Source organism: Blautia massiliensis (ex Liu et al. 2021), from assembly GCF_052064225.1.
GTDB classification, from domain to species: domain Bacteria; phylum Bacillota; class Clostridia; order Lachnospirales; family Lachnospiraceae; genus Blautia_A; species Blautia_A fusiformis.
This window is the reverse complement of sequence record NZ_JBQHWA010000003.1, coordinates 69,284-85,326: the sequence shown is the minus strand read 5'-3', so window position 1 is coordinate 85,326 and position 16,043 is coordinate 69,284. Positions and strand designations below refer to the sequence as shown.

At 47.6% G+C, this 16,043-nt stretch carries 14 protein-coding genes; 1 reads left to right on the top strand and 13 read right to left on the bottom strand.

Translation table 11 applies throughout. The features are described from left to right. The 11 genes from ACTNDQ_RS01730 to rimP form a co-directional block, all read right to left on the bottom strand. Positions 1-2,094 carry a polyribonucleotide nucleotidyltransferase gene (locus ACTNDQ_RS01730; RefSeq protein ID WP_015525802.1) on the bottom strand — a complete coding sequence of 698 codons (2,094 nt, stop codon included), beginning with the start codon at positions 2,092-2,094 and terminating at the stop codon, positions 1-3. Positions 2,095-2,291: 197 nt separating this feature from the next. Then, entirely contained in the window at positions 2,292-2,558 is a 267-nt protein-coding gene (gene rpsO / locus ACTNDQ_RS01725) for a 30S ribosomal protein S15 (RefSeq protein WP_015525801.1), read from the bottom strand. 155 nt (positions 2,559-2,713) lie between these two features. Further along, a complete protein-coding gene (locus tag ACTNDQ_RS01720; RefSeq protein WP_118625419.1) occupies positions 2,714-3,613 on the bottom strand; it encodes a bifunctional riboflavin kinase/FAD synthetase in 900 nt (299 codons plus the stop codon). Between the two features lie 34 nt (positions 3,614-3,647). Beyond that, positions 3,648-4,538: a tRNA pseudouridine(55) synthase TruB gene (gene truB / locus ACTNDQ_RS01715; RefSeq protein ID WP_441063468.1), complete on the bottom strand. Its 891-nt coding sequence runs from the start codon at positions 4,536-4,538 to the stop codon at positions 3,648-3,650. Between the two features lie 7 nt (positions 4,539-4,545). Further along, on the bottom strand, positions 4,546-5,502 hold the full coding sequence (locus tag ACTNDQ_RS01710; RefSeq protein WP_288788124.1) for a DHH family phosphoesterase: 957 nt from the start codon (positions 5,500-5,502) through the stop codon (positions 4,546-4,548). Positions 5,503-5,511: 9 nt separating this feature from the next. After that, complete coding sequence (gene rbfA / locus ACTNDQ_RS01705; RefSeq protein ID WP_015525797.1) at positions 5,512-5,880, bottom strand: 30S ribosome-binding factor RbfA; 369 nt, start codon at positions 5,878-5,880, stop codon at positions 5,512-5,514. Positions 5,881-5,892: 12 nt separating this feature from the next. Next, positions 5,893-8,586 carry a translation initiation factor IF-2 gene (gene infB / locus ACTNDQ_RS01700; RefSeq protein ID WP_441063419.1) on the bottom strand — a complete coding sequence of 898 codons (2,694 nt, stop codon included), beginning with the start codon at positions 8,584-8,586 and terminating at the stop codon, positions 5,893-5,895. 42 nt (positions 8,587-8,628) lie between these two features. After that, complete coding sequence (locus tag ACTNDQ_RS01695; protein ID WP_021650310.1) at positions 8,629-8,946, bottom strand: L7Ae/L30e/S12e/Gadd45 family ribosomal protein; 318 nt, start codon at positions 8,944-8,946, stop codon at positions 8,629-8,631. Further along, positions 8,933-9,211: an RNase P modulator RnpM gene (rnpM, locus tag ACTNDQ_RS01690; RefSeq protein ID WP_015525795.1), complete on the bottom strand. Its 279-nt coding sequence runs from the start codon at positions 9,209-9,211 to the stop codon at positions 8,933-8,935. The genes ACTNDQ_RS01695 and rnpM overlap by 14 nt, the downstream gene beginning before the upstream one ends. Next, positions 9,211-10,404, bottom strand: a complete 1,194-nt coding sequence (gene nusA, locus ACTNDQ_RS01685) for a transcription termination factor NusA (protein ID WP_278796488.1) — start codon at positions 10,402-10,404, stop codon at positions 9,211-9,213. The genes rnpM and nusA overlap by 1 nt, the downstream gene beginning before the upstream one ends. Positions 10,405-10,445: 41 nt before the next feature. After that, on the bottom strand, positions 10,446-10,910 hold the full coding sequence (gene rimP, locus ACTNDQ_RS01680; RefSeq protein WP_021650312.1) for a ribosome maturation factor RimP: 465 nt from the start codon (positions 10,908-10,910) through the stop codon (positions 10,446-10,448). A 630-nt stretch (positions 10,911-11,540) separates the two neighbouring features. Between rimP and ACTNDQ_RS01675 the strand changes: the two genes are divergently transcribed. Beyond that, entirely contained in the window at positions 11,541-11,681 is a 141-nt protein-coding gene (locus ACTNDQ_RS01675; protein ID WP_279199473.1) for a hypothetical protein, read from the top strand. Between the two features lie 70 nt (positions 11,682-11,751). Here the strand turns inward: ACTNDQ_RS01675 and ACTNDQ_RS01670 are convergent, their stop codons facing one another. Together ACTNDQ_RS01670 and ACTNDQ_RS01665 are read right to left on the bottom strand one after the other, a co-directional pair. After that, positions 11,752-13,998, bottom strand: coding sequence for a DNA gyrase/topoisomerase IV subunit A (locus ACTNDQ_RS01670; protein ID WP_441063415.1), 2,247 nt, complete (start codon positions 13,996-13,998; stop codon positions 11,752-11,754). A 15-nt stretch (positions 13,999-14,013) separates the two neighbouring features. Further along, a complete protein-coding gene (locus tag ACTNDQ_RS01665; RefSeq protein WP_441063412.1) occupies positions 14,014-15,939 on the bottom strand; it encodes a DNA gyrase/topoisomerase IV subunit B in 1,926 nt (641 codons plus the stop codon). Positions 15,940-16,043 lie beyond the last annotated feature (104 nt).

Below are 16,043 nucleotides of genomic sequence, written 5' to 3'. Positions count from 1 at the left end.
TTATGCTTCTTCCGGTACATCCTTCATGCTGAAGCTGATTCTTCCCATCTTGTCCTTGCCAAGGCAGATAACCTTAACTTTGTCGCCAAGTGTAAGAACATCCTCAACACGGTTGATCCTCTGTTTGGAGATCTTGGAAATGTGTACCATTCCCTCCTTGCCCGGTGCAAACTCAAGGAATGCGCCAAACTCTTTGATGCTGACTACGCGTCCTGTAAAGATCTGTCCTGCCTCAAACTCGGTAGTGATGATCTCGATCATACGTTTTGCTTCATCCATACCCTTCTGGTCTGTTCCGCAAATAGAAACTGCGCCGTCGTCTGTGATGTCGATCTTCACACCTGTACGCTCGATGATCGTGTTGATAGTCTTTCCTCTCTGTCCGACTACATCACCGATCTTCTGCGGGTCGATCTGGATCTGGATGATCTTCGGAGCAAACTCCCCAACAGTTGTACGAGGCTTGTCGATACATTTCTCCATAACTTCTGTCAGGATATATTCTCTTGCCTCTTTTGTTCTGCGGATCGCTTCCTCAACGATTGGTCTTGTAAGACCATGGATTTTGATATCCATCTGGATCGCTGTGATTCCGTCATGTGTTCCGGCTACCTTGAAGTCCATATCTCCGAAGAAGTCCTCAAGGCCCTGGATATCTGTAAGAACGATGTAATCATCGTCTGTTTCACCTGTAACAAGTCCGCAGGAAATACCTGCAACCGGTTTTCTGATCGGTACACCGGCAGCCATCAGTGACATAGTAGATGCACAGATACTTGCCTGGGATGTGGAGCCGTTGGACTCAAATGTCTCAGATACGGTACGGATCGCATATGGGAATTCTTCCTCTGTAGGAAGTACCGGTACCAGTGCTCTCTCAGCAAGTGCTCCGTGACCGATCTCACGACGTCCCGGTCCTCTGGAAGGCTTGGTCTCACCTACAGAGTAGGACGGGAAGTTGTAGTGGTGCATATATCTCTTGGATGTCTCAAACTCATCCAGTCCGTCAAGACGCTGTGCCTCTGTAAGAGGAGCAAGTGTAGTAACGGTACAGATCTGAGTCTGTCCTCTTGTGAACATGGCAGAACCGTGAACTCTCGGGATGATATCTGTCTCTGCAGCCAGCGGACGGATCTGTCTGATCTCACGTCCATCCGGACGTTTATGATCTTTGAGGATCATCTTGCGGACAGTCTTCTTCTGGTACTGATATACAGCCTCACCGAGAACGGCAAGCCATTCCTCATTGTCTGCAAAAGCTTCTTTCAGCTTATCAGTGATCTCGCTGATGTTATTCTCACGTGTCTGCTTGTCATCAGAGAATACGGCAACCTCCATCTCTTCCGGAGGAACGATCTTCTTGATCTCATCAAAAAGCTCCTGAGGTACTGCACAGGACTCGTAGGAATGTTTCTCTTTTCCACACTCTGCTACGATCTGGTCGATGAATTTGATGATCTCCTGGTTCACTTCATGAGCCTTGTAGATAGCCTCGATCATCTTATCTTCCGGAATCTCATTAGCTCCGGCCTCGATCATGATAACCTTCTCTCTTGTAGAAGCAACCGTAAGCTGAAGATCAGAAACTGCCTTCTGTGCAAGTGTCGGGTTGATGATAAACTCGCCGTCGATCATACCAACCTGTGTGGTTGCGCATGGACCGTCAAATGGGATATCAGAAATACAGGTTGCAATGGAAGAACCAAGCATAGCCGGGATCTCCGGATTGCATTCCGGATCAACAGACATGACCATATCTACCAGAGTTACGTCATTTCTGTAATCCTTCGGGAACAACGGACGCATCGGACGGTCGATAACACGGGAAGTAAGGATCGCATGCTCGCTTGCCTTACCCTCTCTCTTGTTGAAGCCTCCCGGGATCTTTCCTACTGCATACATCTTCTCCTCATACTCAACGCTTAACGGGAAGAAATCGATCCCTTCTCTCGGCTCTTTGGATGCGGTAGCAGTAGCAAGGACTGTAGTATCACCATAGTGCATAAGAGCAGCACCATTGGCCTGTTTTGCTACACGTCCGATATCTACAGTCAGTGTTCTTCCTGCAAGTTCCATGGAATAACTTTTGTACATATTCGTTCTCCTTTTCTTATTATATTAATATCTGACAGGAGCCCGAAACAACTGAAAAGACCACTTCCTTTGAAAAAGATCTCGACCGGAAATGGGCTTTTCAGTAGTCTCGGAAATCACTCCTGCGGTAATTCCGTCTGTGTTTATCACACATGTTAAAATGGGGCGGATGGAATCATCCGCCCCTCCCGTAGCAATTATTTTCTTAAACCTAATTTCTCAATCAGTGCACGGTATCTTTCGATGTCTGTTTTCTTAAGATAAGCAAGAAGGCCACGTCTCTGACCTACCATTTTCAGAAGACCTCTTCTGGAATGATGATCTTTGTGGTGTGTTTTAAGATGCTCTGTGAGCTCCTGGATTCTTGCTGTAAGAACTGCAACCTGAACCTCCGGTGAACCTGTGTCACCCTCTGTTCTTGCATACTCTTTCATGATCGCTGTTTTCTTCTCTTTAGAAATCATTGTTGTTTCCTCCTTGAAATTTTAATTAAACGCCGGGTATTAAGAAGTGGTCGGAGTCTCCGGCTTCTGAATACTGGCTTTTTTCACCTCGAACAGTATAGCACACGGTTTCTGACCTGTAAACTGTTTTTTCGAAAAGTTTTTCCCGAAAGTTTTTATTTTTCGAGGCTGCGGAAATAAGCCTTTCCCTTTTCTGCATCCTTCAGGAGCTGCTGCTTCAGTGCTTCTATGGACGAAAAGCGCTTCTCCGGTCTGGAATAATGAAAGAATTCCACTCTGCAGGGCTCTCCGTACAGATCCTCCTCACAGTCAAAAAGATAGGTCTCAACACCCAGGAATTTCTCTCCGATGGTTGGTTTATATCCTACGTTTGTGATCCCGCAAAGGGTTCTGTCCTTAAAATGGGACACTGTATCATAAACGCCATTTGGCGGCATCAGCTTTTCTTTTGCAGGAACGATATTGGTAGTGGGAAGAAGGACCTTATGTCCCATTCCTCTTCCATGTTCGATCACACCGTCCACAAAAAAGGGGATTCCCAGCAGATCATTAACCTTTTCCATATTTCCCTTTTTCAGTTCCTCACGGATAAATGTACTGCTGATCTTTCTGCGGCCTTCCATTTCTTTCGGAACAACATCCACAGTAAAACCAAGCTTCCTTCCCATAGTCTCCAGAAGCTGTGGTGTTCCCTTGCGTTCATACCCGAACCTGAAATCTTCTCCCACTGCAACATGCTCCGCCTGAAGATCTCCCACCAGGATCTCTTTAATAAAGGTTTCCGCCTTCATATGACGGATCCGGTTATCCAGCGGACATTCGATCAGCACATCCACGCCTGCTTTCTCAAGAAGCTGACATCGTTCCTCTTTTGTAAAGATCATCTGACTGCCGATGCCAAGAGAAAAAAGGACTGTCTGCAGACCTTTTTCTTTCTGTTCCAGGATCTTCTCCACCAGTTTCTGGTGTCCACGGTGTATGCCGTCAAATTTTCCAAGTGTCACCGCACTCTTTGAAAGGCGCGGAAATTCTCCGTCGATCTTCAAGTATTCCATATCTTCTGCTGCTCCTGCAAGTTCTTATAAAGTGTCATACAAAAAACATGCGGATGGGTACGTATTTCTGTTTTCTTTCATCCCAGCCGTATATTCCTGTGAAATTTCCGCTGCTTTTATACATCCGGACTTTTTCTTCCCTGCTGCCTCCCTGTACCAGTTCTTCCGGAAGCGGGTTTCCGTTATTGAGAAGTCTGTCTCCCTCCGGTGTACAGGTAAGGACCGGATACATGGAAAGTACATCCTCGATGGAAACAAGCTTTTCCCCGATGGTCCCATCGGCAACCGCCTCCTCCACCTGGGAAAGTGTCATGCTCTCTTCCAGAGTGAAATTTCCGGACCTGGTCCGAAGCAGCTCTTCCATGGCTCCGCCGCAGCCTAATTTTTCTCCGATGTCATTGCAAAGTGTACGGATATAGGTGCCCTTGCTACAGGTAACGCTTATGCGTACCAGCGGAAGCTCCATATCCAGTATCCTTATCTCATAAAAAACCACAGGGCGCGGCTTACGCTCTATGGTCTTTCCTTCTCTGGCCAGTTCGTAAAGCTTCTTTCCGTTTACCTTCAGGGCCGAATACATAGGAGGGACCTGCTGCTGTTCTCCCACAAAGGATCCCACTGCCTCACGGACTTCCTCTTCCGTGACGGTAACAGGTTTCTCAGAAAGAACAGCTCCGGTCATGTCCTGGGTATCTGTGGAAACTCCCAGCCTTAAAACCGCCTCATATGTTTTTTCTTTTTCTGTAAGAAGCTCCACCAGCCGGGTCCCCTTGCCCAGTGCAACAGGAAGTACTCCCTCTGCTGCCGGATCCAGAGTCCCGGTATGGCCGATCTTTTTCATGTGGAGAATCACACGCAGCTTTGCAACAACATCATGAGAGGTATAACCTTTTTCCTTTCGGATCACAAGTATTCCGTCCATGATCTTATCTTTACTCCTCTGCAAGCTGTTTTTCAATTTCAGCGGTAAGGTTGTTGATCACATCGTACATGGAGCCCTGCATATCACAGCCGGCTGCACGCACATGTCCGCCGCCTCCGAAAAATACGGCAATCTTGCTTACATCCACCTTACCATTAGAACGGAGAGATACCTTAAAGAACTGCGTCTGCATCTCATAGATAAAGATCGCAACCTCCACACCAGCAGTCAGACGGAGCTGGCTCACGATTCCCTCCAGATCCTTTCCTTCCACACTGTAGAAATCCATCTCCCGTTTTTTCAGATATCCGACCACACACTTACCGCCCTGAAGGAGAATACTCTCTGCCAGGACACGTCCCATGACCTGATTCTGAAGATATGTTTTCTGGTAAAAGGACTCATCGATGATCCTGCTGAAATCAAATCCTGTTTTCATCAGTTCTCCGGCGATTCTCATGGTTTCCGGTGTTGTGGAAGAATACTGGAACACGCCGGTATCATGTGCCATTCCTGTATAAATAGGAACCGCAATGGAACGATCGATCTTGTCTGAATCCAGAAGTCCGTAAAGAACTTCGCTGGCAGAGCTGACCTCGCCTCTTACATGATTGACATCCGCAAATCCGTTATTGCTCACATGATGATCAATGCAGGCTGTCTTTTTTGCTGCATCGAAATATTTCCGGGCAACAGCAAGCCTGTCCAGTGCGCTGACATCACAGGTGATAAAAAGATCATACACCTTATCTTCTTCTGCTTCTGTCTTAACCTCATCCATTCTGTCAATGTAATCAAATACAGGTTTCCGGTCTTCCAGATAAACATCTGCTTCTATATCAGGAAAATATTTCCGAATATAGAGATACAGAGCCATACAGGAACCAATGCAGTCCCCATCCGGACGGATGTGACCGCCAATGCCAACGGTTTTTACATTTTCCAGTATTTCTGAAATGTTTTTCATTTTTTCCACCTATTCCTCTGTTTCCATCCCACTCATTACGTCATTGATCTTCTTTGACATATTTACACCATATTCAATAGACTCATCCAGAACAAAACGGATCTCCGGTGTATTGCGGAGATTCAGTCTTCTGGCCAGTTCTCTCCGAACATAGCCCTCTGCATTCTTTAAGCCCCGGAGGGTGGAATCCTTGGCCTGTTTCTCGCCCAGCACACTGATGTAAGCTTTGCAGGTCTTAAGATCCGGTGCCACCTCAACAGCTGTCACAGAAGTCATCGGATGAATTCTGGGGTCCTTGATCTCGCTGTGTATGATGGTGCTGAGTTCTTTTTGAACTGCACCATTCACACGTGTATTTTTAATGCTGTTTTTTCTCATTACGAATCACTCCTATCTTGGTACCTCTACCATGATATATGCTTCGACTTTATCTTCTTCTTTGACATCATTAAAGTCATTAAATACAAGACCGCACTCATATCCGGCACGAACTTCCTTGACATCATCCTTAAATCTCTTCAGGGATGCAAGCTCACCCTCGAAGATCTGGTCCTCACCTCGTGTGATACGAACCTTACAGTTACGCTGGAATGTACCATCCAGCACATAGCTTCCTGCGATGGTTCCGACACCGGATGCCTTGAACAGCTGACGAACTTCTGCGTGACCGATAACCTTCTCCTCGAATACAGGATCCAGCATACCCTTCATAGCTGCCTCTACATCCTCGATCGCCTGATAAATGACTTTATAAAGTCGAAGGTCAACGCCCTCCTGCTCAGCAAGCTGTTTTGCTGTAGTATCCGGACGTACGTTAAAGCCGATGATGATCGCATTGGATGTTGCAGCAAGGCTGACATCAGACTCATTGATGGCACCTACACCACCATGGATCACCTTAACGACAACTTCCTCGTTGGAAAGCTTGGTAAGGCTCTGTTTTACAGCCTCAACAGATCCCTGTACATCAGCCTTGACGATGATCGGAAGCTCCTTAAGATCGCTGGCCTGGATCTGGTCAAACAGGTTATCCAGAGAAAGCTTGCCTTTGGTCTCCTCGAGGAGACGGCTCTTGTTCTCTGTAACGAATGCGCCTGCAAAATTCTTGGCTTCTTTATCGCTCTCGAAGGACATCAGGATCTCACCTGCATTGGGAACATCGCCAAGTCCGAGGATCTCAACCGGAGTAGACGGCCCTGCCTCTTTTACACGACGTCCCTTATCATCCATCATTGCACGTACCTTACCATTGCATGCACCTGCGGCAATAAAGTCTCCCACATGAAGAGTACCCTTCTGAACAAGGATGGTAGCAACCGGTCCTTTACCTTTATCAAGCTGAGCCTCAATAACAAGACCTCTTGCCTCACGGTTCGGATTGGCTTTGAGCTCGGAAACCTCAGCAGTAAGAAGAATCATCTCAAGAAGATTCTCAATTCCTTCTCCTGTATGTGCGGATACCGGAACAAAGATGGTGCTTCCGCCCCAGTCCTCAGGAATCAGTTCATACTCGGAAAGCTCCTGTTTTACACGCTCTACATTTGCACTTGGTTTATCGATCTTATTGATGGCAACGATGATCTCAACACCGGCTGCCTTTGCATGGCTGATCGCCTCTACTGTCTGCGGCATTACACCATCGTCTGCGGCAACGACCAGAACTGCGATATCTGTAGCGTTGGCACCACGCATACGCATAGCTGTGAACGCCTCATGTCCCGGTGTATCCAGGAATGTGATCTTCTGACCTTTGATATTTACCACGTAAGCACCGATGTGCTGTGTGATTCCGCCGGCCTCGCCTCTGGTTACGTTTGTATTACGGATGGCATCCAGAAGAGATGTTTTACCATGGTCAACGTGACCCATAACACAGACTACCGGAGGTCTCGGAACCATATCATCCTCATCCTCTTCGTCCTCTTTGAGGAGCTCTGCGATCACATCCACCTTTTCTTCCTTCTCAGCAATGATATCAAAGCCAAGTGCGATCTCCTCTGCCTTTTCAAAGTCGATCTCCTGGTTTACGGTTACCATGACACCTTCCATGAAAAGCTTCTTAACGATCACTGACGGCTGCATCTTCATCGCGTCCGCAAGCTCACGGATAGTAAGCTTCTCTGGAATGGTGATCTCCTTGATCTCCGGTTTCTTCTCTTCCTGCTTCGGCTGTGGATTCGGTTTCTGAAGTGCTTTCGGGATTCTGGAATTCGGTCTACGTCCGCCCTGATTTGGTCTGCGTCCGCCCTGGGTACCTTTCTCGAATTCTTTCTTCTTGTTCTTATTCTCTCTGTCACGCTCACGCTTGCTGTCCTTGGATGTCTTGGTCAGCTCCGGAGTGAATACAGCATCTGAAGAGCCACCGCTTCTTCTCTGTCCCGGACGCTGTCCGCCGCCCTGGCCACCACGATTTGCTCCGCTGAAACGGTTGTCTCCGCCTCTTCCGCCTTCGGAACGTCCGCCCTGGCCTCCCTGGCCACGGTTTGCTCCACCGCCGAAACGGTTTCCTCCGTCTCTTCTTCCTTCAAAGCTTCCGCCCTGACCTCCCTGGCCACGGTTTGCTCCACCTCCGAAACGGCTTCCGCCTCTTCCGTCATTCTGACGTGGGCCTCTGTTTCCCTCGCCCTGTCTTGCCGGACGTCCCTCACCATTCTGGGAACGGTTTCCGCCAAAACGATTTCCGCCGTCTCTTCTTCCCTCGAAGGTTCTTCCGTCACGATTTCCGTCTCTTCTTCCTTCCGGACGGTTGCCCTGCGGTCTTCCGCCCTGAGTACGATTCTGGCCACTCTGACCGTTTCTCTGCTCACCGGACTCACCGTTTCTTGTGTTTGCTCCTGCGCTTCTCTGACCGCCGTTCTGTGGACGTGCCGGTCCCTTTCTCTCGCCTGCTGCCGGTTTTCTTCTTCCTTTACCGCCATCGCTGGCATTCTGTGCATGAAATACACGGATGATATTTTTTTTCTTTTTCGGTGCTTCAGATTTGTTACCTTCTGTATTCACCGTTGTTGTCTTTTCTTCTGTTTTTGGAGTATCCAATTGTCTATATTGCTCCTTTCCCGATCTGTTGAATTTATCTTTTATCATTTCTATCGTCAAACCTCCTTACAGACGCCTGTATCATGCAGGTTATCTGCCGGATTCTTTTTCCAGCGCCTTCATGATCGCCTTTGCAAAATTCTCGTCCTGCACGGCAAGGCTGGCACGGAATTCTTTGCCCATTGCTCTGCCCAGGCTCTCTTTGTCTGAAAGGAAATATAACGGAACTTCATAATAGGTACACATATTCCGAAATTTCTTTTTTGTGTTTTCGGAGGCATCATCTGCCACCAGTGCCAGGAAACCTTTTCCTGTTTTTACGGATTTCTCTGTGGAAAATTCTCCGCTCACTGTTTTTCCTGCTTTTGTCGCAAGTCCGATGAGTGATAAAACCTTATTGTTTTTCAATTGATCCAAACTCCTTTTTGAGGTTCTGATACACTTCATCCGGAACTGCCATTTTCAAGGAACGCTCCAGGCCATGGTTCTTGATAGCCTTTTCCAGGCATTCCTCTGAGAAACAAAGGTATGCGCCGCGTCCGTTTTTCTTACCTGTAGCGTCCAGGATGATCTCATTCTCTGATGTCCTGAGAACTCGTATCATTTCCTTTTTGCTTTTCATTTCCCTGCAGCCGGTACACTGACGCATGGGAATCTTGGTTCTCGTTTTCATTATTTTTCGGCATCTCCATCTGCTGTTTCTTCAGCTTCTGTTTCTGTCTCTTCTGTATCTTCCTCTGCTTCTTCAAGCTCTTCGGAAACAGCCTCTTCTGTCATTTCTTCCTCTGCTTCCTCGTGTTCCTCATCGTAATCATCGTAGAAGTCACCGGACTCTCTTGCCTGTGTCTCGCTCTTGATGTCGATCTTGAAGCCTGTAAGTCTTGCAGCAAGACGTGCGTTCTGTCCTTCCTTACCGATAGCAAGGGAAAGCTGGTAATCCGGAACTACGACCAGTGCGGTCTTCTCATCCGGGTCAGCCATAACTGCGATAACCTTTGCAGGGCTTAATGCATTCTCGATAAGGATCGCCGGGTTCTCATCCCAGTTGATGATATCGATCTTCTCACCGTGAAGCTCGTTAACAACTGCCCCTACACGTGCACCGTTCATACCAACGCATGCTCCCACAGCATCTACATCCGGATCGTTGCTCCATACAGCGATCTTGGTACGGGAGCCTGCCTCACGGGCAATGCTCTTGATCTCAACGGTACCGTCTCTTACCTCTGCAACCTCGGACTCGAAAAGTCTCTTTACAAGACCGGGATGTGTTCTGGAAACCAGGATACGCGGTCCCTTCGGTGTATCCTTAACTTCAAGAATGTAAACTTTTACTCGCTCAGTTGGCTGGAAGGTCTCACCCTTTACCTGTTCGTTCTCTGTAAGGACTGCGTCTGCCTTACCAAGGTTGATGCTGACATTTTTGCCCATTACTCTCTGAACAATACCGGTTACCACTTCTTTTTCGATTCCATAGTACTGATCGTAAAGAACTTTACGCTCTTCCTCACGGATTTTCTGAAGAATGACATTCTTTGCATTCTGGGTTGCGATACGTCCGAATTCCCTGGACTGGATCTCAACCTTCATAACATCACCGATCTCTGCGTTCGTGTTTGTTTTCTGTGCATCCACCAGAGAAATCTCCAGCGCCGGATCCTCCACATGCTCTACAACAGTTCTGTCAGCGTAAACACTGAAGTCACAGGTCTCCGGATCGATCATAACGTGAACGTTATCTGCCTTTCCGAAATGGTTCTTACATGCCTGGATCAGTGACTGCTCAATTGCCTCCAGCAGTGTATCCTTACTGATATTTTTCTCTTTTTCGAGAACGTCCAGCGCATCTCTTAAATCTCTGCTCATTTTTCTTTTTTCCTCCTGAATTTTACAGATTCGATTCTCTTTTAGAATTCGATCGCGAGACGAATCAGGGCAATATCTTTTTTATCAAAGGTACGTTCTGTGCCGTCTTCATCGATTGTCACACTGTTACTATCATATGCATTTAAAATACCACAGAATTCTTTCTGTTTCTCGATGGGCCGGTAGGTACGGATCTCCACCAGCTTGCCAAGGCTTCTCTTAAAGTCTTTTTCTTTTTTAAGAGGCCGGTCAAGTCCCGGAGAACTGATCTCCATAATGTAGCTGTCCTCGATGAAATCCTGCTCATCCAGTATATCGCTGAATGCACGGCTTACGTCCTCGCAGTCATTGACTGTGATTCCGCCCGGCTTGTCGATATAGCCTCTGAGATACCAGGTTCCGGCTTCCTTGACATACTCCACGTCTACCAGCTCAAAGCCCCTGGACTCCACGATTGGTGTAAGGATCGCCTCTGTCTTCTGTTCATATTCTTCCCGTCTGCTCATGCTTCCCACCTGCCTTTCCTGTTTCTGCCTATTTCTGAACAAATTCCTTCTCAGCAAATAGGAGCGGGCTCTCGCCCACTCCTATGCCAATAAGTTCTTAGTTTCGTTTATTGTAACACCAATGTCTGTTAAATGCAAGTATTAATTGCGATTTCCGGTTTTTGTCCCCGCATAGGGAATGTCCCATGTACCACACCGTTTGATTTCCTCTTTGTTATTTCAATTCACGTTCCCACGTGGGGAACGACACTTTCAATCTCCACGAATCTCTTTGCGTTGATATTTCAATCCACGTTCCCGCGTGGGGAACGACAGGCATTCAAGTTCAACGCTTTCATGATCTCATTATTTCAATCCACGTTCCCGCGTGGGGAACGACGATTGCAACAATGTGCTATATCAAATGGCTTGTTGTTCCCTGCAAATGCTCTAATATACTTTGTTCACGTTCACCATCACAATGTGCAATATAATTCATCCTCTTCTCTTCCATTTACAACACCGTACCCTCACTACAAGTTATATATATTATACTGCTTTAGTTCATCTATATCAATGTATCCAAAGCGCCATCTCTTATGATAATCTCCCATTCTCCATCTCATACACCACATTCATAGTGGAGACTCTGTGGGATACCAGGACTACAGTGCGGCGGGTGGTGGCTTCTTTCAGGGACTTGTGGATGGTGGCTTCGTAGAGCTGACCTTTGTCTACGTATTTCAGGGAGGAGAGCCTTCCCCTTATATCTGCCCGTCAAACCGGGAATGAGCGTGCATCTCACGAATGGTCAGTTCCAGCCAGATCACCGTAAGCTGTGAGGTAGATGGCGGGGTAGTGATCAGATTCTCGGCTTCACACCTTTGGTGTCTCGCTTGGCGAGTTTGACTTTGTTAAGTACATATGGTTTGTCGTGGTAGGTAATGGCATATTCCTGCCTGCTTTCCAAAAGATACGCATGGTGGATCCGGTCTTCACCGGTAAGCTTCATGCCGCGGACACCCATAGCGTTTTTCTTAGTGACGGAGATCTCAGTTTTCATGATACGGAGAAAGTAACCCTTTTCAGACTGGAACACAACCTGATCCATCTCATCGGCTGCTCCTACGAATACAAGGCGGTCATCCTCTGCAAGCTTGGTGGAAACAATGGTACGCTTGGAAGCACGGAACTCTTCTCCTTTTACCAGCTTGCACATTCCGTTCTCTGTAACAAAGAGCACTGTGGAGGCTGCTACCTGACTCAGCGGTGCCACATAAAGGATCTGCTCGGAAGTACTGTCATAATTACCCAGATTATCTGCCGGAACACCTTTATCACGGAAACGTACCAGCGGGATATCCTCTGCCTTCACTGTGTGGAGCTTGCCGGTATCTGTAAAGATACAGATCTTGTCCGTATTCATGCAGGTAAAGACATAGCGGCTCTCTGCATGAGCGGCATCCTTATTACGCTCGTAGGCATTCTTGTCAATGAGACGCATATATCCGAAACGATCCATCAGGAAGCAGACTTCGGTCTCTTCCATCTTCTTCTCCTCATAAACAGCTTCCTCTGCGTTTTCAATGGAAGTCTTACGCTTACTGCCGTATTCCTTCTTGATCTGATCCAGTTCACCCATGATCACTGCTGCCATGGAGTCATAATTATTCAGGATATCCTCATAAGCAGCAATGTTCTTCATGGTTTCCTCATGCTCCTTCATCAGAGCATCGATTTCCAGACCGATCAGCTTGTAAAGACGCATGTCCAGGATAGCTGTGGCCTGTTTCTCTGTGAATTTCAAGGATTTTGCCGCTTTTTCGGATGTCTTGGTCTTGAATTTAATCCCTTCTGTGATACCGTCGGTCAGACATTTCTTTACCTGGTCACGGCTCTTGCTGCCACGGAGGATCTCGATGATCAGATCAATGACATCGCAGGCTTTGATAAGACCTTCCTGGATCTCCCGTTTCTCCTGTTCCTTGGCAAGAAGGGTTGTATATTTTCTGGAATTTACTTCAAATACAAAGTCCACATGGTGAGCAATGATCTGCTTCAGTCCCAGTGTTTCCGGTCTTCCGTCTGCAACTGCCAGCATGTTGACACCGAAGGTATCCTCCAGTCGGGTCTTCTTATAGAGCATGTTGGTAAGGTTCTCCACGTCTGCATCGCGCTTCAGTTCCAGAACGATACGGATTCCCTCCTTTGAAGACTGGTTGGAAATATCCACGATATCTGTGGTCTTCTTGGTCTCTACCAGGGTTGCGATATCATTAAGGAATTTTCCGATGTTTGCACCGATCATGGTGTAAGGAATCTCTGTGATCACCAGCTGCTGGCGACCGCCCTTCAGCTTCTCTATTTCCACCCGTCCACGGATACGGAGCTTGCCTGTTCCGGATTCATAGATCTTTACAAGGTCGTCCTTATTTACTACGATACCACCTGTCGGAAAATCCGGGCCCTTGAGATAACGCATCAGCCCACGGGTGCTGATATCATTATTCTTCATGTATGCCTTCACCGCATCCACCACTTCGCCCAGGTTATGCGGCGGGATGCTGGTAGCCATACCAACGGCGATTCCATCTGCTCCGTTTACAAGGAGGTTTGGAATACGCACCGGAAGTACTACCGGCTCCTTCTCTGTTTCATCAAAGTTCGGCATAAAGTCCACAACGTTCTTATCAAGGTCTTCCAGAAAAACCTCCTGGGTCAGCTTCTCCAGGCGGGCCTCTGTGTATCGCATGGCTGCGGCTCCGTCGCCTTCAATGGAACCAAAGTTTCCATGTCCGTCCACCAGTGTACGACCCTTTTTAAATTCCTGCGCCATGACTACAAGCGCATCATAAATGGAGCTGTCACCGTGGGGATGATATTTACCCATAGTATCTCCTACGATACGGGCACATTTACGGTACGGGCGGTCGTAACGGATGCCCAACTCATACATATCGTAAAGGGTACGGCGCTGTACCGGCTTCAGTCCGTCACGTACATCCGGCAGTGCTCTGGAAATGATAACGCTCATGGCGTAATCGATATATGATTTCTGCATGATCTCCGCATAATCGGTGCGGATGATATTGTCCTGTTTCGTATTCATAGTTTATTCTCCCAATCAAATATCCAGCTCTGCATCTGTTGCATGCTCATAGATAAAGGCCTTACGTGGCGGAACATCGCTTCCCATCAGGATCTCTGTCACATCGGAGGCCATGCGGGCATCTTCGATCTCCACACGCTTCATCATTCTTGTCTCAGGGTTCAGGGTAGTCTCCCAGAGCTGCTGGGCGTCCATCTCACCAAGACCTTTGTATCTCTGGAGTGTGAAGCTTCCCGGTTTATGGCTCTTACGGTATTTCTCAAGAGCCTTGTCATCGTAGAGATATTCCTCCTGCCCCTTCTTCGGCATTACCTTATAAAGAGGTGGCATGGCAATATACACATGTCCCTCATAGATAAGCTCCGGCATAAAACGGTAAAACAAGGTCAGAAGCAGAGTAGAGATATGAGCACCATCCACATCCGCATCGGCCATGATCACGATCTTGTCATAGCGAAGCTTCGTGATATCAAAATCATTTCCGTAGCCTTCGGAAAAGCCGCAGCCAAAGGCATTGATCATAGTCTTGATCTCTGCGTTGGCCAGCACCTTGTCAATGGTAGCCTTCTCTACGTTAAGGATCTTACCGCGGATCGGAAGGATTGCCTGATAGTTACGGTCTCTGGCTGTCTTGGCCGAACCGCCGGCGGAATCTCCCTCTACGATAAAGATCTCACACAGTGACGGATCCTTCTTCTCACAGTTGGCCAGCTTGCCGTTGGAATCAAAAGAGTATTTCTGTTTGGTGAGAAGGTTTGTCTTGGCACGCTCCTCGGTCTTACGGATCTTGGCCGCCTTTTCCGCACAGGAAAGGACGCTCTTCAGTGTTTCCAGATTTCGGTCAAAAAACAGTACCAGCTGTTCTCCTGCTACCTTGCCGGTGGCTCTGGATGCGTCCTGGTTGTCCAGCTTGGTCTTGGTCTGTCCCTCAAAGCGGGGTGCCGGATGCTTGATGGAGACTACAGCTGTCATTCCGTTTCGGATATCTGCACCTGTAAAATTGGGGTCTTTATCCTTCAGTACACCGATCTCACGTGCGTAGGTGTTCATTACCGTTGTGAAGGTAGTCTTAAATCCGGTCAGATGAGTTCCTCCCTCTGCATTGTAGATATTATTGCAGAATCCTAGAACGTTCTCACGGAACTCATTGGTAAACTGAAAAGCAACCTCCACCTGGATCCCGTCTGCCTCTCCTTTAAAATAAACCGGATCATGGAGAGACTGTGCATTCTTGTTAAGGTCACGGATAAAGCCTACGATCCCCTCCGGCTCATGATACTCGATATCCTCAGGAGTGTCCCCTCTTCGATCCTCAAAATGGATGGTAAGCTCCGGATTCAGATAGGCAGTCTCATGAAGACGGCTCTTTACATCTGCTGCTCCGAATCTTGTTTTCTCAAAAATCTCCGGATCCGGAAGGAAATTCACACAGGTTCCGGTACCTCTGGTCTTCCCTAATTTGGGGAGAAGTCCTGCTTCCAGTTCAATGGTAGGGATTCCTCTCTCATAGTGGTCATGATGTATATAACCATCACGGCTGATCTTAATATCCAGATACGTAGATAATGCGTTCACTACGGAAGAACCTACACCATGAAGTCCGCCGCTTGTCTTATATGCGGAATTGTCAAACTTACCGCCTGCATGAAGGGTTGTAAAAACAAGACGCTCCGCAGATATTCCCTTGGCATGCATATCCACCGGGATCCCTCGTCCATTATCTTCTACCGTGCAGGAACCGTCCTTCTCAAGAACTACATGGATACGGCTGCAGTACCCTGCAAGGTGCTCATCCACCGCATTGTCTACGATTTCATATATCAGATGGTTCAGTCCCTTTCTGGATACGCTTCCGATATACATACCGGGGCGCTTTCGCACGGCCTCGAGGCCCTCCAGGACAGAGATACTGCCCGCATCATAAGTGTCTTTTTTTGCCATTCCACTGATTCCTTTCTTTTTTATATTCGAACATTTGTTTGTATTATACTCAAAATATATGTACTTGTAAAGTCCACATGATCATCTTTTTTCTGCAATTTTTC

Bases quoted from the DNA above. Each gene is read 5' to 3' on its own strand.
- infB (WP_441063419.1), bottom strand. From the start codon at position 8,586: ATGATAAAAGATAAATTCAACAGATCGGGAAAGGAGCAATATAGACAA.
- rbfA (WP_015525797.1), bottom strand. From the start codon at position 5,880: ATGAGAAAAAACAGCATTAAAAATACACGTGTGAATGGTGCAGTTCAA.
- ACTNDQ_RS01710 (WP_288788124.1), bottom strand. From the start codon at position 5,502: ATGAAAAACATTTCAGAAATACTGGAAAATGTAAAAACCGTTGGCATT.
- nusA (WP_278796488.1), bottom strand. From the start codon at position 10,404: ATGAGCAGAGATTTAAGAGATGCGCTGGACGTTCTCGAAAAAGAGAAA.
- rimP (WP_021650312.1), bottom strand. From the start codon at position 10,910: ATGAGCAGACGGGAAGAATATGAACAGAAGACAGAGGCGATCCTTACA.
- rpsO (WP_015525801.1), bottom strand. From the start codon at position 2,558: ATGATTTCTAAAGAGAAGAAAACAGCGATCATGAAAGAGTATGCAAGA.
- ACTNDQ_RS01730 (WP_015525802.1), bottom strand. From the start codon at position 2,094: ATGTACAAAAGTTATTCCATGGAACTTGCAGGAAGAACACTGACTGTA.
- ACTNDQ_RS01665 (WP_441063412.1), bottom strand. From the start codon at position 15,939: ATGGCAAAAAAAGACACTTATGATGCGGGCAGTATCTCTGTCCTGGAG.
- rnpM (WP_015525795.1), bottom strand. From the start codon at position 9,211: ATGAAAACGAGAACCAAGATTCCCATGCGTCAGTGTACCGGCTGCAGG.
- ACTNDQ_RS01720 (WP_118625419.1), bottom strand. From the start codon at position 3,613: ATGGAATACTTGAAGATCGACGGAGAATTTCCGCGCCTTTCAAAGAGT.
- ACTNDQ_RS01670 (WP_441063415.1), bottom strand. From the start codon at position 13,998: ATGAATACGAAACAGGACAATATCATCCGCACCGATTATGCGGAGATC.